Raw genomic sequence first — 19,894 nt, forward strand, 5'->3', positions numbered from 1 at the left:
CGTTGGCTCCGTGCTCAAATCCTCACGTACTGTCTGTACGCTCCGGTTTTGCGCGCGGTGCCTCCTTGCTCTCGCACAAAAATCCTAATTTTTTAAGGCACCCTTGAACCGTTTTAATTACGGGTTACGCACCAAGTCCATTACTGCTAGCGGCTTGTCGGCCTCCAGTACCAGGCCGAGGCTCATTTTTTCAAAGCTGCGGAACACCATCAGCACACCGGCGCGCTCGTCCGGCAGTTTCACATTTTGCCGGGCCAGCTGGTCGCGTACGGTGGCGCCGCGCTTGTAGATAGCGAGCACGTGGCCGGGCTCCAGCCCCTCGCGCAGACCGCGGTTGAGGGCAACCACGTCGTATTTGGCAACCTGGGTAACGCCCTCTTCCACACCGAGAATGATGCCGTCGACGGGAACGGACGGCGCACCGGGCTGGAACAGGGCGGCAATGGCGCGCTCCTCAACCGGCAACAGGCGATCCTGCAGGCGGATATCGCGGCTGGTACGAGTGACGTCGAGGGTGGCTACGGCGAAGTCGCTATTGGCGTTGTCAACGTCCAGCTGGCGCAGGTCCACAGAACCCACATCCAGGGCCTGCTGACCAAGTTCTTCACCGGTGAAGGGATCGGCGTAAACCGGGCCGGGGCGATAGATGCCGTAGGAGCCGAGGGGCTCGCGGAAGTCGCCGCGGGCGTAAATCTTCTCACCGGCACCCATCAGAATGCGCTGGTCCTGCCCGGAGATAACGTAGGGCACGCCTTGGAACGCGTTGGGGCCGACGATGCGGGTACGCGACAGGAAGGCGTTGATGGCATCCAGCGGAATGGCCGGGATGGCGCTGCCAATAGGCTCGCGGCGCACGGACGGGCCGAGGCGGTTGTTACTGGTTGGGCTCAGCTTGTAGGCAGTGGGCGCGCGCTCCAGCTCAAGGCGCGGCTGGCCGTCGATATAGACCAGGTTGAGGCGGTCACCGGGGTAGATCAGGTGGGGGTTTTCCACCTGCGGGTTGACCTGCCAGATTTCCGGCCAGTACCAGGGCTGGGACAGGAAGGTGCCGGAGATATCCCACAGGGTGTCACCTTTCTGCACCACGTAGGTGTCCGGGTGATCGGGGTTGAGGCGCGAATCTTGCGCCTGCAGGCCAAAGGTCGCCAGCAGGGTGGCGGCGGCGGCCAGAATTATTTTTTTCATGGAAGCATTCCTATGCTTTTTTGTCGCTAGCGCTGAGGCCTTGTCGTTCGCGGAAATTGTCTGCTGAATCTTTATACGGCTATCACTGGGGTTTTATATCGCTATAATCTCTCAGCGCTGGACCGGTGGCGGCTGACGTCGCCGGGAGGGAAGCAAATGAACGCCACCTGGCCCACTGGCCAGCGCGTTACAACAGCCCCCGATTCAGTAAATTTCAAGCGCGATCATTATGTTATCAGCGCAAGTTCCACTAAGACTAGAAGTTTGTCACAGGTGTTATGGCCAAACTGGAAATCCTTGAATTCCCCGATCCCCGCTTGCGCAAGGTGGCGGAGCCTGTTGCCGAGGTGACGGACGACCACCGTACGCTGATCGATGATATGTTCGAGACGATGTATGAGGCGCCGGGCGTGGGCCTGGCGGCGACGCAGATCAATGTGCATGAGCGCATTGTGGTAATCGATGTGTCGGAGGATCAGAGTGAGCCGCTGGTGCTGATCAACCCGGAGGTTGAGGTGCTGGATGCGGAGATCCACAAGTACGATGAGGGTTGTCTGTCGGTGCCCGGGTTCTACGAGACGGTGCAGCGCCCGCGCAAGATCCGCCTGAAGGCGCTGGATCGCAATGGCGAGGCCTACGCAATAGAGGCCGAGGGGCTACTGGCGGTGTGCATCCAGCACGAGATCGACCATCTCGATGGCAAGCTGTTCGTGGATTACATCTCGCCGCTCAAGCGCAACCGTATTCGTTCCAAGCTGGAAAAGGCCCATCGCCAAAGAGCGTAACTTCTTTTTACAGCTCGGTGGCGTCGGGGCACCGGGTGTGGGTTTTCAGGACCGCTGTAGACCCATCCCTGGGCGCTTCGGCGCAAACATCCTGTTTGCGACGATCCTGAAAACCCACACCCGGCACCCCGACTTCACATCTGATTCCTGGACTTCGTATCCAAGCCCGCTTCCTCCTACCTGAAAGTACGTTCATGAGCCTCAATATCATCTTTGCCGGCACCCCCGACTTTGCCGCGATTCACCTGCAAACCCTGCTCGACAGCGAACACCATGTAATCGCGGTCTACAGCCAGCCGGATAGACCCGCCGGGCGCGGCAAGAAGCTGCTGGCCAGCCCGGTGAAACAGCTGGCGCTGGAGCACGATATTCCGGTGTATCAGCCTCTGTCCCTGCGGGACGAAAACGCGCAGCAAGAACTGGCGGCGCTGAATGCCGATCTGATGGTGGTGGTGGCCTACGGGCTGATTCTGCCGCAGGTGGTGCTGGATACGCCCCGGCTAGGGTGCGTGAATGTGCATGCTTCCTTATTACCGCGCTGGCGCGGGGCCGCGCCGATTCAGCGGGCGGTGGAGGCCGGCGACGCGGAGAGTGGCGTGGCGATCATGCAGATGGAAGCGGGGCTGGATACCGGGCCGGTTTTAGTGGAAGCGCGTACACCTATTGCCGCCAATGAGACCGGTGGCAGCCTGCACGACAAGCTGGCGCGTCTCGGCGGGCCGGCGCTGCTGGAGGCACTGTATCTGCTGGAGAGCGGCACGGCGAAACCGCAGGTACAGGACGATACGCTGGCCAATTACGCGGGCAAGATCACTAAAGAAGAGGCGCGCATCGACTGGCAGCGCCCCGCGGCGGATCTGGCGCGCCTGATCCGTGCATTTAACCCGTTTCCCGTGTGCTGGACCGAGTACCAGGACGGCAAGGGCAAGACCCAGCGCCTGCGGATATACCAGGCAAAACACGAACAGGGCTGTCATACCGATGTGCCCGGCACGATTCTCAGTGCCGATGACGAGGGTATTCTGGTGGCCTGTGGGCGCGAGGCTCTGCGCCTGACGCAGCTACAATTGCCGGGCAAGAAGGCGCTGCCGGTGGCGGAGATCTTGAAAGGCTACCGCGACCTGTTCACCGCTGGCACCACACTGGGTACTGACCATGAATGATCCTCGCGCTCTGGCGGCCCGCGTTATCGCCCGCCTGACTCAGGACCGCGGTTCGCTGCAGCGGCTGCTGCCCTGGGCGGAAAAGCAGGTAGAAGATAAAGACCGCTCCCTGCTGCGCGAGCTCTGCTACGGTACCGCCCGCTTCGCGCCGCGATTGGAGCTGATCCTCGGCAAACTTTCGAAAAAAACCATCAAAGATGAAGAGCTGGCCGCACTGATGCTGGTTGGCCTGTACCAGCTGGAATACACCCGCATCCCCGACCACGCCGCCATTGGTGCCACGGTGGAAGCGGCGCGCGCGCTCAAACTCGGGCATGCCACCGGTGTGGTCAATGGTGTGCTTCGCAATGCCCTGCGCAATAAGGAAGTGCTCACTCGCAAACTCTCCGGCAACCCCCAGTTCAGTTCCGCCCACCCCGAGTGGCTGCAGCAGGCCATCAAGGCCGCATGGGGCACAGAGGCGCGCACCATATTCACCGCGAATAACGCCAATCCGCCCATGACCCTGCGGGTGAACCTGTCGAAAAATAGCCGCGACGAATACCTCGAACAACTACAGCAAGCCGGCATCCCGGCCCAGCCGTGCGAATTTTCCGCAGCGGGACTGGTACTGGAAAGCCCCGTTGCCGTCACCCGTCTGCCCGGCTTCGACGACGGCCTCGTCAGCGTACAGGACCAGTCGGCACAACTGGCCGCGCCGCTGCTCGACCCGCAGCCCGGGGAAAAAATCCTCGACGCCTGCGCCGCTCCCGGTGGTAAAACCTGCCACCTGCTGGAACTGCAACCCGACCTCGACCTCAGCGCCCTGGATATCGAAGAAGAACGTCTCGACCGCGTCATCGAAAACCTCGAGCGACTCGGCGTCGGCGCCCAGATCATCTGCGCCGACGCCGCCGAGCCGGAACACTGGTGGGACGGCGAACCCTTCGACCGCATCCTGCTGGATGCCCCCTGCTCCGCCACCGGCGTCATCCGCCGCAACCCGGACATCAAACTCCTGCGCCGCGCCGACGACATCCCCGAACTGGCCGAGCTACAGGGCAAAATCCTGCGTGCCATGTGGCGCCTGTTAAAACCGGGCGGCACCCTGCTCTACGCCACCTGTTCCATACTCCCCGAGGAAAACAGCGCTCAAGTGGCGCGCTTCATTGCGGAGACGCCGGATGCGAGGGACAATACGCCGCAATTGCTGAATGAGCAGCCCTGGGGTTTGCCGCAGGAGGCGGGTATGCAGTTGCTGCCTGGCATCCATGCGGGTGACGGGTTTTATTACGCGAAGCTTGAAAAGGCCAAAAAGTAACTATGCACCTGTTGGGTAGATACGCGCAGCGCATCTACCGTTTGTCGGGGAGCCCGGTAGGAGAATGGTGGATGCGCTTACGCTTATCCACCCTACGGAACGGTTCACCCGCACATACGCAGTACAAGAGTAAGAATCGAAGTCGGGGTGCCGGGTGGAGGTTTTCAGGATCGTCGCAAACAGGATGTTTGCGCCGGAGCGCCCAGGGATGGGTCTACAGCGGTCCTGAAAACCTCCACCCGGTGCGCCGGCGCCACCGCGATAGCAACAAAGCGCCAGCGGACCAGGCCCAAAAACAACTATGAAAATCATTATTCTCGGTGCCGGCCAGGTCGGTGGATCACTGGCGGAAAGTCTCGCCTCGGAACGTAACGACATTGTTCTGGTAGACAGCGACGAGAAAACTTTGCGCGAGCTGCGCGACCGCATCGACATTGGCGTGGTCGTCGGCCACGCCTCGCACCCGGATATCCTGCAGGAAGCCGGCATCGAAGACGCCGACATCCTCGTCGCCGTCACCAACAACGACGAAACCAACATGGCCGCGTGCCAGATCGCCCACTCCCTGTTCCGGGTGACCCTGAAAATCGCCCGCGTGCGCGCCTCCGCCTACCTGCAATATCCCGAGCTGTTCTCCACCGAATCCATCCCCATTGACGTCCTCATCAGCCCCGAACAGATCGTATCCGAATACATCGCCCGGCTGATCGAACACCCCGGGGCCCTGCAGGTACTCGACTTCGCCAACGGCCGCGTCCAGCTCGTCGCCGTGCGCGCCGTACAGGGCGGGCCACTGGTAGGCCACCAGCTGCGCTACCTGCGCGAGCACATGCCCAAAGTCGACACCCGCGTTGCCGCCATCTACCGCCGCAACAGCCCCATCATTCCCCAGGGCAGCACCGTCATCGAAGCCGGCGACGAAGTGTTCTTTATCGCCGCCCGCCAGGACATCCGCGCGGTCATGAGCGAACTGCGCCGACTGGAGCAGGGCTACAAACGTATCACCATTGCCGGCGGCGGCAACATCGGGTTGCGCCTCGCGCACAGGCTGGAAAACCGCTACTCGGTAAAAATTATCGAACAGAATCACGATCGCTGTATCTTCCTTTCCGAAGAACTCAGCAACAGCATCGTGTTGCACGGCAGCGCCTCCGATCAGGATCTGTTGCTGGAAGAAAATATCGAAGACACCGATGTGTTCCTCGCCCTCACCAACGACGACGAAGCCAACATCATGTCGTCCCTGCTGGCCAAGCGTCTCGGCACACGCAAAGTAATGGCGCTGATCAACAACCGCGCCTATGTGGACCTGGTACAGGGAGGCGAAATCGATATTGCCATTTCGCCGCAGCAAAACACCATCGGCAGTCTGCTCACCCATGTGCGCCGCGGGGACATGGTCAATGTGCACTCCCTGCGCCGCGGCGCTGCCGAAGCGATCGAGGTCATTGCCCACGGTGACAAGCGCACCTCCAAGGTCGTGGGTCGCAAAATCGAGGATATCGACTTGCCGGAAGGCGCCAGCATCGGTGCGATCGTGCGTGAGCGGGACGGTGAAAGCCAGGTGCTGATTGCCCACGACAACATCATCGTGGAAACCGACGATCACGTGATCGTGTTCCTCGTTGACCGCCGCCATACCCGCCACGTGGAGCAATTGTTCCAGGTCGGCTTCAGCTTCTTCTGACGGCGGGTATCCGAGCCATGCGATTTGCAGTCATAGCGCGTGTATTTGGCATTTTGCTGACGGTATTCAGCCTCACCCTGCTGCCGCCCATCGGCGTCTCCCTGTGGTACGAAGATGGCACCCACATCGCATTCACCATTGCCTTCGCCATCACCCTGCTCACCGGCCTGTTTATGTGGCTGCCGGTACACGACCTGAAACAGGATCTGCGCACCCGCGACGGCTTTGTGGTGACCTCCCTGTTCTGGCTGATTCTGGGCAGCTTCGGCTCGCTGCCGCTGATTATCAGCCCACAGCCGGATCTCAGTGTGGTCGACTCCATTTTCGAGTCCATCTCGGGCCTGACCACCACCGGCGCCACCACCATCACCGGTCTCGACACCCTGCCCCCGGCCATTCTGTATTATCGACAGCAGCTGCAGTGGGTCGGTGGTATCGGGGTAATTGTTATCGCACTGGCGATCCTGCCCATGCTCGGTATCGGTGGTATGCAGCTGTACAAGGCAGAAATGCCGGGGCCGGTAAAGGACACCAAGTTAACGCCGCGTATCGCGGAAACCGCACGCGCGCTGTTCGTGATTTATATTGTGCTGACCATCCTCTGCGGCATCGGCTACTGGTGGGCCGGCATGACGGTGTTTGATGCGGTGGGCCACGCCTTTTCCACGGTGGCCAACGGTGGCTTCTCCACTCACGATGCGAGCATGGGGTTTTACGCCCACAACCACGCGATTATGGCGATTGCGATTATTTTTATGCTCACCGCGGCCATTAACTTCGGCCTGCATTTTGTTGCGCTGAGCAACCGGACCCTGAGCCACTACTGGAAAGATTCCGAATTCCGTTTTTACGTCATGGTCACCATCGGCGCATGCGGCATCATCGTCGGCTACCTGTATGCATCCGGCACCTTTGATATGCAGAGCAGCATTCTGCACGGGGTGTTTCAGGTGGTCTCCATCGGCACCACCGCCGGGTTTGCTTCCGAGAGCTTCGCCCTGTGGCCGGCGTTCCTGCCGTACATTCTGTTACTGCTCGGCATTATGGGCGCCTGCGCCGGTTCCACATCGGGAGGTATCAAGTCGGTGCGGGTGATGCTGATTGTGAAGTCCGGATTGCGCGAACTGAACCGGCTGGTGCACCCGAACGCCGTGGTGCCGATCAAGGTAAACCGCAAAATCGTCCCGTCGCGAGTAACCGATGCGGTGTGGGGATTTTTTGCCATTTATATTCTGTCGTTCTTCGTGCTCACCATTATCGTGATGGCAACCGGGGAAAATTTCGTTACCTCCTTTTCCACAGTGGCTTCCTGCCTGAGTAATATCGGCCCGGCACTGGGCGATGCGGCGGCGCATTACGGGGAAGTGAATGAAATTGCGAAATGCTTTTTGATTCTGGCGATGCTGATGGGACGTCTGGAAATCTTCACCCTGCTGGTGCTGCTGACGCCGGCGTTCTGGCGGCACTGAACACCGGCGTCAATGGAAGCGATCGTATTCCTGTCGAATCACTTTCCAATAGCGCGGTAAGAATTTATACAGCACCCACAGTTCTGAAAGGCAGCCGATAAAGGTCAATGCCCCCAGCGTGCGTTCAAAAATTTCATCGGCGCCCGTGCTTTCATCCAGCAGTTCGATGATCCACAAGTCGACAAAACCCATTCCCAGCACCAGAAATACGATCAGCGCGGCAAATTTTGTCGCACCATCCGGCACCACATTGATCGGTCTTTTCAGCCACAACAAAAACACCGGCAGAACACTCAGCTGCACCAAGTAGCGAAACACAATCAATACGGTGTACAGCGGACCTATGGCATCGAAGTACCACAGCAGCGGAATCAGGCACAGCACGAAAACCCGGTCGGCAACCGGATCGAGAAGGGATCCAAGGTAACTCTGCCAGCCAAACCGACTGGCCAGATAACCGTCGAGAAAATCAGTGGTTGCAGCAACACCGAACAACACCAGCGCCCACAAATGTTCCTGATTCAGCGAGAGCCATACGATAACCGGCACCAGCAGGATGCGGCTTACCGAGAGCAGGTTCGGCAGGTGACGCCAGCGAGATGCCGGTTGGGGTTGTTCCTCGCTCTCGTCGGGGTTCGGGTTGATGTTCATGGTGCGGGCGCGCTGAAATTTGCTGGCGATGCGGGTCGAAAAGATAACCGCGCTACAAACATAGTCTATCCACAGCCACTGGTCAGCACGGACGATTTGCTGTGGTATTGCGCGCCGTATGACGACGCCCGTTTGCCGATCTGGTGCCGGCGCCCGGGGCTTCAACGCTTGCGATAAATCCCGCTTTTGCCTCCGGGAATGCGGCGGAAGCGCTTGTATTCCCACTGGTATTGCTCCGGTGCTTCGGCAATACAGGCTTCAACGCCGCGATTGAGGGCGGCGAGGGAAACCGTGACCTCTTCGCTGTAAATCGCCTGCTCCGCCGGCAACAGAACCAGCTCGAAGCCGTCGGCTACCCGCTTGGCAAAGCCGAAGACCACCTTGCAGCCGGTGCGCTGGATGAGGTTGTAGGCCAGTGTCATGGTGAGGGTCGGGTGGCCAAAAAACGGCGCGAACTCACCCCCGGACAGGTCCGGCTCCTGGTCTGGCAGCACACCGACGATGCCGCCATCCTTCAGTGCTTTCAGCAGCGCGCGCACACCGCGCATATTGGTGGGCACCAGCTGGGCACCGGTTTTCTCGCGCCCTTCGCGGATCAGGGGATCCAGCGCGGCAATTTTGGGAGGTGCATACAGGCTGGTGGTGGGGCCAACGGTGGCCAGGTACTGGCCAAAAATCTCCCAGTTGCCGATGTGCGGCGCCAGCACCAGCACGCCGCGCCCCGCATCCACGCCACCGGTGAGTAACTGCTGGTTGCGTATGCGGATAATCCGGTCTTCCGCCAGATTCCAGGGCTGGCGCCAGAGGGTGGCCATTTCGAAACCGGTGGTCACCGTATTGACCACACTGTTGCGCGCCAACCGGTTGCGCTCCTTTTCCGCCATCTCCGGAAAGCAGCGCGCCAGATTGATCTTGCTGACACGCAGGCCATCGCCATGGGCCGCCACCGCGGCGTGTCCCACCCATTGCCCCAGGCGCCGCGACCAATTAAGCGGCAGACTGCCAATCAGCTTCAACGCACCCGCTGACAAATGCCCTTTGATATCCAACCCGTTACATCCTTCTTCGCGGAGCCACGGCTCCGTTTTTACCTGTTCAAAACGCCAACGGAGCCCACCGGGGCACCCCGCGGGTCCAAATTGTTAGAGTATGGCCCTTTTGTGGGCATCAATTCTCTGCCCGCTGTTTAGCGCACCACCGCGGGCCGCTATAATTGCGCCCCTTGTCTATTCGACCCAGCTGAAACCGGAGATTGTGGTGTCCGAGCAACAAACCAGCGGTTCTGCCCCCGCGCAGGACCTGAGCACCTTCCAGGGACTGATTTTCACCCTGCAGGAATACTGGGCGCGCCAGGGGTGCGTCATTCTACAGCCTCTGGATATGGAAGTGGGCGCCGGCACCTTCCACCCCGCCACCTTCCTGCGCGCCATCGGCCCGGAAACCTGGAACGCGGCCTATGTTCAGCCCTGCCGCCGCCCTACGGATGGCCGCTACGGGGAAAACCCCAATCGCCTGCAGCACTACTATCAGTATCAGGTGGTGATGAAGCCATCACCGAGCAATATCCAGGAACTCTACCTGGATAGCCTGCGCGCCCTCGGCATCGATCCGGCGGTGCACGATATCCGCTTTGTGGAAGACAACTGGGAATCCCCCACCCTGGGTGCCTGGGGACTGGGCTGGGAAGTGTGGCTGAACGGCATGGAGGTCACCCAGTTTACCTACTTCCAGCAGGTGGGCGGCCTGGAGTGTTACCCGGTCACCGGCGAGATCACCTACGGCATCGAGCGTATTGCCATGTACCTGCAGGGGGTCGAATCCATTTATGACCTGGTGTGGACCCGCAACGCGGATGGCACACCGGTCACCTACGGCGATGTATTCCACCAGAACGAGGTGGAGATGTCGCACTACAACTTCGAACACGCGGATGTGGAATTCCTGTTCGCCACCTTCGATCACTGCGAGCGCGACAGCCAGCGTCTGATCGACCTCGGCCTGCCACTGCCTGCCTACGAGCAAGTGATGAAGGCCTCGCACGCATTCAATCTGCTGGACGCCCGCCACGCCATCTCCGTCACCGAGCGGCAGCGTTTCATTCTGCGCGTTCGCACCCTGGCGCGCGCCGTGGCCCAGGCCTATTTCGACGCGCGCAAAGCGCTCGGCTTCCCGATGGCCGACGAGCAACTGCGCAACGAAGTCCTGGCACAGGCAGAGAAGGCCGATAACAAGGCCAAAGCGAAGAAGGAGAAGAAGTAATGGCTCAGGATTTTCTGGTTGAGCTGGGCACCGAAGAGCTGCCCCCCAAAGCACTGCACACGTTGATGCAGGCCTTCGCGGACGGTATTGAACAGGGCCTGCGAGACGCCGAACTCGCCTATGGTTCGGTAAAAGCCTACGCCAGCCCGCGCCGCCTCGCGGTTGCGGTAAGCGATTTGGCCGAGCAGCAACAGGACAAGCAGGTCGAAAAGCACGGCCCGGCGGTTGCCGCGGCGTTTGATAAAGACGGCAACCCCACCAAGGCGGCACAGGGCTTCGCGCGCGGTGCCGGTGTCAGCGTCGACGAACTGGCACGAGTGCAGACGGACAAAGGCGAGCGCCTGGCATTTATCAGCGAGCAGAAAGGGGAAGCCACCCGCAACCTGCTGGGCGATATCGTCGCGCGCTCGCTGGCGCAGTTGCCCATACCCAAGCGTATGCGCTGGGGCGCACGCAAGGAAGAATTCGTGCGTCCGGTGCACTGGCTGGTCATGCTGTTTGGCAACGACGTGGTGGATACACAAGTACTTGGTCTGAAGGCTGGCAATGCCACACGCGGCCACCGCTTTCACTGCAATCGCATACTGACCGTAGCCTCGCCCAACGACTATGTGCAGCAACTGCGCGATCCCGGTTATGTGGTTGTGGACTTTGCCGAGCGCCGCGAAATGATTCGCGAGCAGGTGCAGGCAGAAGCCAATAACGTCAACGGTGAAGCCGTTATCGACGACGACCTGCTGAATGAAGTGACCGCGCTGGTGGAATGGCCGGTGGCACTCACTGGCCGTTTCGAAAAGCGCTTTCTGGAAGTACCGGCCGAGGCCCTCATCTCTTCGATGAAGGAGCACCAGAAGTATTTCCACGTGGTGGACGCCGACGGCAAGCTAATGCCGTTTTTCATTACCGTTTCCAATATTGAAAGCAAAGATGCCAAGCAGGTGATCGAGGGCAACGAGCGGGTGATCCGCCCTCGCCTTTCCGATGCCGCTTTCTTCTTCGAGACCGACAAAAAAACCAGTCTCGAAGCGCGCCGGGAAAAGCTCAAGTCCATCGTATTCCAGCAAAAGCTGGGGACCGTGTACGACAAGACCGAGCGCCTCGCCAAGCTGGCCGCTGCCATTGCCGAAAAGATCAGCGGCGATTCCGCGCTGGCACAGCGCGCGGCACAACTGTGCAAGTCCGACCTGGTCACCGAAATGGTGTTCGAGTTTGCGGACATGCAGGGCATTGCCGGTTACTACTATGCAGAAAATGATGGCGAACCACTGGACGTGGCCAAGGCCATGTACGAGCAGTACATGCCGAAGTTTGCCGGCGATGCACTGCCGGTGAGTGAAACCGGCACCATCATCGCGCTCGCCGATCGCATCGATACTTTGGTCGGTATTTTCGGTATCGGCCAGCCACCTAGCGGCTCCCGCGATCCCTTCGCACTGCGTCGCGCCAGCCTCGGCGTACTGCGCATTCTGGTGGAAAAGAATATCGACCTGGACCTGCGTGAGCTGCTGACCCTGGCCCGCGACGGTTACCCGCGCACAGCACTGGCCGAGCACGACACCGTGGTCGACCAGACACTGGCGTATATGATCGAGCGTTTCCGCGCGCGCTACGAAGACGCCGGCATCAAGGCCGAAGTATTCCTGGCCGTGTCTGCGCGCAAACTGTCGCGCCCGCTGGATATTGATAACCGGGTAAAAGCCGTGCACAGCTTCAGCCAGCTGCCGGAAGCGGAAGCGCTGGCGGCGGCCAACAAGCGGGTATCCAATATCCTCGCCAAACTGGACGGCCCGGCTCCGAGCGAAGTCGACCAGTCGCTGCTGGAGGAAGACGCCGAAAAAGCCCTGTATCTGGCCATTCGCGATGCAGAAGAGCACGTGGCACCGCTGTATGCTGCGGCGCGATTCGAAGAAGGTCTGGCGGGCCTGTCCGGGCTGCGTGAAACCGTGGACAATTTCTTCGACGGTGTGATGGTTATGGCCGACGACGAACAGCTGCGCAATAACCGCCTGGCCCTGCTGGGCCAGTTGCGCGCACTGTTTCTCGAAGCGGCAGATATTTCCCTGCTGGCGCCCGCCAAGTAACGAGCAAGCGTCATGGCCATCATTGTTCTCGACCGCGACGGGGTCATCAATCATCAGCCCGATGATCATGTAACCAGCGTCGACCAGTGGATCCCCCTGCCGGGGGCGATCGAGGCCATGGCGCAGCTCAGCCGGGCGGGCCACCAACTGGTGATCGCCACCAACCAGAGCGGCCTTGCCCGCGGCCTGTTTGATCTCGATGACCTCGAAGCCATGCACGCCAAACTGCGTGCACTGGTGGAGGATGCCGGCGGCGAAGTGGCCGGTATTTTCTACTGCCCCCACAGCGACGAGGACAACTGCCGCTGCCGAAAACCCAACACGGGCTTGCTGGATGCCATCGAAGCGGAATTCGATACCAGTTTACACGACTGTTATTTTGTCGGCGACCAGCGCAAAGATCTCGAATGTGCCATCGCCAAGGGCTGCAAGCCGATTCTGGTGCAAACCGGGAGAGGCCAGCACACCCTTGCCTCACTGCTCTCAAACCCCGAACCGCAACTGGCCGCCACGGCGGTGTTTGCGGACCTCGCTCACTTTGCGGACTTTGTGCTGCAATAACAGTATCGCTTTCCTTTCTTAGCTATCCCCTGACACCGCACGCTGTATGCGGCCGCGCAGGACGCACCCACTCATTCCCGGAGCTCAACCGTGCAACAATTGATTTTGAACCCCCGTGCCGAACGTCGCCTGAAACTCGGCCACCTGTGGATTTACAGCAACGAAGTCGATACCGGGCGCAGCCCGTTGAAAGGACTCGCGCCCGGCAGTCAGTGCGAGATTCTGGATAGTAAAGGTAAGAGCCTGGGCCATGCGCTGGTGAACCCCAACCAGCTGATCTGCGGACGACTGGTTTCGCGCAAGGGCCCCCTCACCGCCAAGCTTCTCAAGCGACGGCTGGAATCCGCACTCGCCCTGCGCGAGCGCTATTTCCCACACCCGAGCTACCGCATGGTGTACGGCGATTCCGATGGCCTGCCGGGCCTGGTGGTGGATCGCTTTGGAGATTACCTGGTGGTGCAGGTCAGCAGCTGGGGCATGGAGAACCTGTTACCGGACATCGTTGACGGCCTGATTGCACTTCTCAAGCCGGCGGGGATTCTGCTGCGCAACGATCATCAGGGCCGCAAGGTGGAAGAGCTGCCGGCGCTGAGCGAGGTGGTACACGGTGAAGTGCCCGAGATGGCACCATTCGAGGAAAACGGCGTACCGCTGCTGGCACCGGTTTATGCAGGGCAGAAAACCGGGTGGTTCTATGATCATCGGGATAATCGCGCGCGCCTGAACCAATGGGTGAAGGGACGCAAGGTATTGGACCTGTTCTCTTACGCCGGTGGCTGGGGTGTGCAAGCGCTCGCTTACGGCGCCAGTGAGGTCACCTGCGTGGATGCCTCCGGTCAGGCGCTGGACTGGTGTGAGGAGAATGCGACCCTGAACCGTCGGCAGGACGACCTGATCACGATTCAGGGCAAGGCGGTGGACGCCATGAAAGAGTTGATCGCGGAGGGTCATCGCTACGATGCCATCGTGCTGGATCCACCGGCGTTTATCAAACGGCGCAAGGATCAGAAGGCGGGGGAATCGGCGTATCGGCACATCAACGAACTGGCGCTGCGCCTGCTGGAAAAGAACGGCTTGCTGGTGAGTGCGTCCTGCTCCATGCACCTGGAGTCGGACACGCTGCTGGAGATCCTGCGCGGTGCCGGTCGTCACCTGGACAAGTCCATCAGTATTATCGGCAGTGGCGGCCAGGGTGCAGACCATCCGGTGCATCCGGCTATTCCGGAGACCCGTTATCTGAAGGCACACTTTGTGCACCTGTCCGGAACCCAGCAGTAAAACCACTCGTTTGTCGCCGAAGCGACAACTTCAGCCATAAAAAACCCGGCAATTAAAGCCGGGTTTTTTTTGCTAGGCAGTTTCCGCGAAATCAGAACTGATAGGTAATACCCACAGAAGCGGTGCGCGGGCGGTTGGCGCGGGCGCCGTCCGGAGCGCGGTTGATGATCGCCTGTTCATCCAGCAGGTTATCCACTTTCAGATAACCGGCGAGATCGTCACTGAACTCGTAATGCGCCGCGGCATCCATCACCCACAGAGACTCGGTAACATCGAACTTGTCGCTGGTACCGCGATTACACAGATTATTCACACACATCTCATCCTGGTAGGCGGCGGTCACGTTGATACGCCATGCGGCGCCGCTGTCGATACCGGTGGTGATGGCAAAGACATTTTCCGGCAGGTAGGCAAAGTTGTCGCCCTTCTGCAGGGAGCCATCGAAGTTACTGCGGGAGATTTCAGCCTCGGTCCAGGTGTAACTGGCACTCAGTGGAATCAGCCAGCCATTGGCAATGGACCACTCGGTGGCAACAAGCGCTTCCACACCGCGAATGTCGGATTCGCCCAGGGCGTAGTTACCGCTGTCTTCACCATTGGCACAGGGTACAGCCACGGAGCAGTTCTGCACCGCATTTTCGTAATCGCTGTAGAAGGCTATAAGCTCCGCACGCAGGTCGCCGTTATCAAAACGTGCGCCCCACTCGTAGTTGGTGGACAGATCGCCTGCCTCGCCCTCGCTGGAGCCGCCCCCGGGAGGCGCAAAACCACGGTGCACACCGGCCAGCAGGGTCACTGCGTTGCTCACCGCGTAAGTGGCACCCAGGCCGGGCAACCATTCGTTTACGCTGTTGCTGCGGCTGCTGCCCTTTTCACGGCGATCCACATCGTTGTAGCGCTGTTGTGCGGTTTCTACATCCTCGTAACGGAGGCTGGCGGTGAGCGCCAGTTTTTCCCCCAGCTGGATCTGGTCGTAAACAAACAGGGAATTGGCCGTGGCATCCTCAATACGGTTGTTGCTGGAGCTGGGGTCGGTGGTGTCCTGGTACACCAGTTCGCCGTTAATCTGACGGTAGTTTTCCACCGGCTGGAAACGGTCGACTTCATCCCAGTGGCGGCGTACACCAATCTCCAGATCGTGTTGCACGGTGCCGGTTTGCAGCTGCCAGTTAGCGCTCACTTGCACACCGCGCGAGACATAATTGCGGTTGTTATGCTTGATGCCGAATTCAGCATCCATTGCACCATCGAGAATGGCCTGCGCATCGGCATCCCCCATGTTGGCATCGGCAAGGAGTTCGCCCAGGCTGACCTTGAACCAGTCGCGCTTGAACTTGTTGTAGTAGGCCTGGGTATTGAGGCTGAAGTCGTCACTCAGGGCGATGCTGTGGTTGAGCTGCAGGGTGCTGTGGCGATTGCGCATTTCATCCAGGGCGCTGATGCCGTAACGGCGATTGGGGTCCGCGGCAAAGTCAGCATCGGTGAGCCCGAGGTAGCTCATACCGGACTCTTCTTCCGAGTACTGCAGCTTCACATCCAGCTGCTGTGCAAAGGCCGCGCCCTCGGCAGAGTTCAAACGCCCTTTCAGCAGGTAGTCTTCTTTAGCAATGTCGGCGCTACCGGCGCGGTCGATTTTGCGGAAGCCATCCGCCTGCTGCTGGTGGGTTTCCACTAGCCAGCCCGTGGTATCGGTGGTGCCACCAAAATAGGTATGCAGACGGTTCTCGCCAAATTCGCCGGCTTCCAGTTGCACCTTGCCGGTGGTCTCATTCGGTATAGGCGTGCTGATCATATTCACCGCACCGCCCACGGTAAACGGGCCGTATTTCAGGGTGCCGGGGCCCTTGAGTACTTCGATGCTGTGCAGCCTGCCTGCGGTCGGGAAGTAGTAGGCTTCCGGTGCGGAATAAGGTGCTGGAGCTACCAGTACGCCATCTTCCATCAGTGAAATCTTGCCCGAGCGGCCGCCATCGGCACCGCGAATACCGATGTTCGGACGCAGCCCGTAACCGTCTTCCTCGCGCAGATATACGCCCGGTACCGCGCGCATCATGCGGTTGATATCCACAAACTCGAACTGCTCCAGTTCTTCGGCACTCACCAGGTGCGCAGAGCCGGGCAGTTTATGCAGTGCTTCACTGTTCCCCAGTACAGAAATTGTCTCCAGCGGCTCCTGATTTTCCGAGGCAACGGCGTTGACACCGAATCCAGCGAGCATGGCAACGGAAAGCGGGGTGAGAAGAAAGCGGGTCATTGGGTCTCCTTGACCATAAGTGACATCGGTATTTTTAATGAGAATGATTATAGTTTGCCTGTTGATCCTTGTCAGCAGCCCGGGCGTTTTTTCTGGCGAAATTTTGTTATTTTTCTTCGCTCACGGCGGCCCAGTGCTGGTTTTGCACGGCACGCGCCGGAGCCTACTATGGGCTGTTACATCCGTCGGAACTCGGAGTAACTATGTTGAGACCGATACAGGAATCGGATATCGAGCGTTTACTGCAGCTATGGCTCTATGTGGCCTGTACCAACCACCCGAGCCTGCCGGTGCGCTACTGGTCTGAGCCCGGGCGCGCCATGCGGCGGCGACTGAACGCGCAATGCAGGCTGGGGGGGCAACGGGATCTCGGAGTGAGTACTCACTGGGTCTACACCCGGGCCGGGTCGGATACGCCGGAGGGGCTGGTCACCGTCACCGAGAACCGTCGGGTGGATACGATCTTTGTGTCGCCAGGGGAACAGGGGCACGGTGTCGGTAGCGAGTTGATGGCGCAGGCCAAGTTTGGCCGCATTCAGCTGGAAACCCTGGTACTGGAAGAGAATCTGCACGGCCGCTACTTTCTGCAGCAACACGGCTTTCAGGAGGCAGAGCGAGTGTTCAACGCGGCCGCCGGTCAGGAGGAAATCACCATGCACTGCCGTGTTGCCTGACCACCGCTGTGGTGGTGGGCTGGAATCTCACACACAGGGCCAGACAAAAAAGCCCGCCTGATATACACCAGGCGGGCTTTTTTTTAGTTAGCGGAATTGTTTACACGTCGAGGTTTTCCACTGAGAGGGCGTTGCTCTCGATAAACTCCCGGCGTGGCTCCACCTGGTCGCCCATCAGCGTGGTAAAGATCTGGTCGGCGGCAATCGCATCTTCCACGGTTACCTGCAACATACGGCGAGTTTCCGGGTTCATGGTGGTATCCCAAAGCTGCTCCGGGTTCATTTCACCCAGACCTTTATAGCGCTGGATACTGTAGCCGCGGCGACTTTCATTCATCAACCAGGCAAGCGCCTCCGGGAAACTGGTTACCGGTTGCTGCTTCTCTCCCCGCTGAATGTAAGCACCTTCCTCGAGAAGGTCCTGCATTTTTTCGCCCAGCTGGCAGATGGCGCGGTATTCAGCAGATTCAAAGAATTCGTGACTGACGGTATAGCGGCTGCTTACCCCGTGCGCCACGATATCGATGGCGGGCAGGAACAGGTTGCGCTCACTGTCTTCGGAAGCCGTCACCACATGACGGCGGCCACCGCCCTCACCCTGCTCCTCGAGCAGTGTGTGCAGCTTCTGCGCCCAATCGGTCACGGTTTCTTGCGACTGCAGGTCTTCCGGCTTCAGGGTCGGCAGGTAGACCATGCTCTGCAGGACTTCTTTCGGGTACAGGCGAGACAGACGGTCAATGGTTGCCATGACCGCCCGGTACTCTTTCACCAGGGATTCCAGTGCGGTACCGGACAGGCCCGGGGCTTCCGGATTCACGTACAGGGTGGCGCTCTCCAGCGCAGCATTGGTGAGGAACTGGGTCAATGCCGCCTCATCTTTGAGGTATTGCTCCTGCTTGCCCTTGCCGATCTTGTACAGGGGCGGCTGGGCGATAAAGATGTGCCCGCGCTCGATCAGCTCCGGCATTTGACGGAAGAAGAAGGTGAGCAACAGGGTACGGATGTGCGCACCATCCACGTCGGCGTCCGTCATGATAATGATGGAGTGATAGCGCAGCTTGTCCGGGTTGAATTCGCTCTTGCCGATACCGCAACCCAGAGCGGTAATCAGGGTGCCGACTTCCGCACTGGACAGCATCTTGTCGAAACGCGCCTTCTCGACGTTGAGAATCTTACCCTTCAACGGCAGGATTGCCTGGGTACGACGGTCACGCCCCTGCTTTGCCGAGCCACCGGCGGAGTCACCCTCCACCAGGTAGATTTCAGACAGTGCGGGGTCTTTTTGCTGGCAGTCCGCCAGTTTGCCCGGCAGGCCGGCGATATCCAGCGCGCCTTTGCGGCGAGTCATCTCACGGGCCTTGCGTGCCGCTTCCCGGGCGCGCGCTGCGTCGATCATCTTGCCGACCACCGCTTTGGCTTCCTGGGGGTTTTCCAGCAGGTAGTCATTGAAAGACTGGCCCATCTCCTGTTCGACGGCCGGCTTCACTTCGGAGGAAACGAGCTTGTCCTTGGTCTGGGAGGAAAACTTTGGGTCCGGGACCTTGACGGAAATAATCGCGGTCAGGCCTTCGCGCGCATCGTCACCGGTGGTGCTGACCTTATCTTTTTTGCCAACGCCCTCTTTTTCAATGTAGTTATTGAGGCCTCGGGTCAGTGCCGCGCGGAAGCCGGCCAGGTGGGTACCACCGTCGCGCTGGGGAATATTGTTGGTGTAGCAGTAAATGTTCTCCTGGAAGGAGTCGTTCCACTGCAGGGCAACCTCGACGGCGATTCCGTCTTCACGCTGGTTCTGGAAGTGCAGAACCTTGTTGATCGGCGTCTTGTTCTGGTTGAGGAATTCAACAAACGCCCGCAGGCCGCCCTCGTACTCGTACACTTCTTCCTTACCGGAGCGCTCGTCACGCAGCACGATCCGCACGCCGGAATTCAGGAACGACAGTTCCCGCAGTCGCTTGGCGAGCTGCTCGAAATGAAACTCGATGTTGGTGAAAGTGTCGGCGGATGGCTTGAAGTGCACGGCCGTACCGCTGGTCTCGGTGTCACCAACGATAGCCAGGGGAGCATCTGGTACGCCATGGCGGTAGATCTGCTCGTGAATCTTGCCACCGCGACGGATGGTGAGTTTCAACTCTTCCGACAGGGCATTCACCACGGAAACACCAACGCCGTGGAGGCCACCGGAGACCTTGTAGGTATTGTCATCGAACTTACCCCCGGCATGGAGAACGGTCATGATGACTTCGGCAGCGGATACGCCCTCTTCTTCATGTATCTCTGTGGGAATGCCGCGGCCGTTATCGGAAACACTGACGGACTCGTCAGGATGAATGGTCACGCGGATTTCGTCGCAATGGCCCGCCAGTGCCTCATCAATCGAGTTATCCACCACCTCAAAAACCATGTGGTGCAGGCCTGTACCATCATCCGTATCGCCGATATACATTCCCGGGCGCTTGCGCACCGCATCCAGGCCTTTAAGTACCTTGATGCTACTGGAATCGTAATTATTCTCTTGCGACATTCTGTTGCTCCATTAACGCCGACGCT

At 59.6% G+C, this 19,894-nt stretch carries 15 protein-coding genes; 10 read left to right on the top strand and 5 right to left on the bottom strand.

Annotated features, from left to right (window positions below; all coding sequences use genetic code 11):
* Positions 1–117 precede the first annotated feature (117 nt).
* A complete protein-coding gene (locus JF535_RS01610; protein WP_206998290.1) occupies positions 118–1,185 on the bottom strand; it encodes a LysM peptidoglycan-binding domain-containing protein in 1,068 nt (355 codons plus the stop codon).
* Positions 1,186–1,463: 278 nt separating this feature from the next.
* On the opposite strand from JF535_RS01610, the gene def reads away from it, so the two are divergent.
* The 5 genes from def to JF535_RS01635 all read left to right on the top strand — a co-directional run bounded on the left by def (position 1,464) and on the right by JF535_RS01635 (position 7,589).
* Positions 1,464–1,970: a peptide deformylase gene (gene def / locus JF535_RS01615; RefSeq protein WP_206998292.1), complete on the top strand. Its 507-nt coding sequence runs from the start codon at positions 1,464–1,466 to the stop codon at positions 1,968–1,970.
* A 194-nt stretch (positions 1,971–2,164) separates the two neighbouring features.
* Positions 2,165–3,133: a methionyl-tRNA formyltransferase gene (fmt, locus tag JF535_RS01620; RefSeq protein WP_206998294.1), complete on the top strand. Its 969-nt coding sequence runs from the start codon at positions 2,165–2,167 to the stop codon at positions 3,131–3,133.
* Positions 3,126–4,433, top strand: coding sequence for a 16S rRNA (cytosine(967)-C(5))-methyltransferase RsmB (gene rsmB / locus JF535_RS01625; protein WP_206998296.1), 1,308 nt, complete (start codon positions 3,126–3,128; stop codon positions 4,431–4,433). Before fmt ends, rsmB begins: the two co-directional genes overlap by 8 nt.
* Positions 4,434–4,734: 301 nt before the next feature.
* Positions 4,735–6,120, top strand: a complete 1,386-nt coding sequence (gene trkA / locus JF535_RS01630; RefSeq protein WP_206998298.1) for a Trk system potassium transporter TrkA — start codon at positions 4,735–4,737, stop codon at positions 6,118–6,120.
* A gap of 17 nt (positions 6,121–6,137) precedes the next feature.
* A complete protein-coding gene (locus tag JF535_RS01635; protein WP_206998300.1) occupies positions 6,138–7,589 on the top strand; it encodes a TrkH family potassium uptake protein in 1,452 nt (483 codons plus the stop codon).
* Between the two features lie 9 nt (positions 7,590–7,598).
* On the opposite strand, the gene JF535_RS01640 is transcribed toward JF535_RS01635, so the two are convergent.
* The gene (locus JF535_RS01640; RefSeq protein WP_206998301.1) at positions 7,599–8,465 is read right to left on the bottom strand and encodes a CDP-alcohol phosphatidyltransferase family protein; all 867 of its coding nucleotides are present in this window, start codon (positions 8,463–8,465) and stop codon (positions 7,599–7,601) included.
* Positions 8,402–9,289 (bottom strand): lysophospholipid acyltransferase family protein, encoded by an 888-nt coding sequence (locus JF535_RS01645; protein ID WP_206998303.1) that lies wholly within the window; start codon positions 9,287–9,289, stop codon positions 8,402–8,404. Before JF535_RS01645 ends, JF535_RS01640 begins: the two co-directional genes overlap by 64 nt.
* Before the next feature lie 208 nt (positions 9,290–9,497).
* Between JF535_RS01645 and glyQ the strand changes: the two genes are divergently transcribed.
* The 4 genes from glyQ to JF535_RS01665 all read left to right on the top strand — a co-directional run bounded on the left by glyQ (position 9,498) and on the right by JF535_RS01665 (position 14,419).
* Positions 9,498–10,499: a glycine--tRNA ligase subunit alpha gene (glyQ, locus tag JF535_RS01650; protein WP_206998305.1), complete on the top strand. Its 1,002-nt coding sequence runs from the start codon at positions 9,498–9,500 to the stop codon at positions 10,497–10,499.
* Entirely contained in the window at positions 10,499–12,580 is a 2,082-nt protein-coding gene (glyS, locus tag JF535_RS01655) for a glycine--tRNA ligase subunit beta (protein WP_206998307.1), read from the top strand. The genes glyQ and glyS overlap by 1 nt, the downstream gene beginning before the upstream one ends.
* 12 nt (positions 12,581–12,592) lie before the next feature.
* Positions 12,593–13,141: a D-glycero-beta-D-manno-heptose 1,7-bisphosphate 7-phosphatase gene (gene gmhB / locus JF535_RS01660; protein ID WP_206998309.1), complete on the top strand. Its 549-nt coding sequence runs from the start codon at positions 12,593–12,595 to the stop codon at positions 13,139–13,141.
* Between the two features lie 90 nt (positions 13,142–13,231).
* The gene (locus JF535_RS01665) at positions 13,232–14,419 is read left to right on the top strand and encodes a class I SAM-dependent methyltransferase (protein ID WP_206998311.1); all 1,188 of its coding nucleotides are present in this window, start codon (positions 13,232–13,234) and stop codon (positions 14,417–14,419) included.
* A gap of 91 nt (positions 14,420–14,510) precedes the next feature.
* On the opposite strand, the gene JF535_RS01670 is transcribed toward JF535_RS01665, so the two are convergent.
* Entirely contained in the window at positions 14,511–16,673 is a 2,163-nt protein-coding gene (locus JF535_RS01670) for a TonB-dependent receptor family protein (RefSeq protein WP_206998313.1), read from the bottom strand.
* Between the two features lie 203 nt (positions 16,674–16,876).
* On the opposite strand from JF535_RS01670, the gene JF535_RS01675 reads away from it, so the two are divergent.
* Complete coding sequence (locus tag JF535_RS01675; protein ID WP_206998315.1) at positions 16,877–17,347, top strand: GNAT family N-acetyltransferase; 471 nt, start codon at positions 16,877–16,879, stop codon at positions 17,345–17,347.
* Between the two features lie 100 nt (positions 17,348–17,447).
* Here the strand turns inward: JF535_RS01675 and gyrB are convergent, their stop codons facing one another.
* Positions 17,448–19,868, bottom strand: a complete 2,421-nt coding sequence (gene gyrB / locus JF535_RS01680; protein ID WP_206998317.1) for a DNA topoisomerase (ATP-hydrolyzing) subunit B — start codon at positions 19,866–19,868, stop codon at positions 17,448–17,450.
* Positions 19,869–19,894 lie beyond the last annotated feature (26 nt).

It is taken from the genome of Microbulbifer salipaludis (assembly GCF_017303155.1).
In the GTDB taxonomy this organism is placed as follows: domain Bacteria; phylum Pseudomonadota; class Gammaproteobacteria; order Pseudomonadales; family Cellvibrionaceae; genus Microbulbifer; species Microbulbifer salipaludis.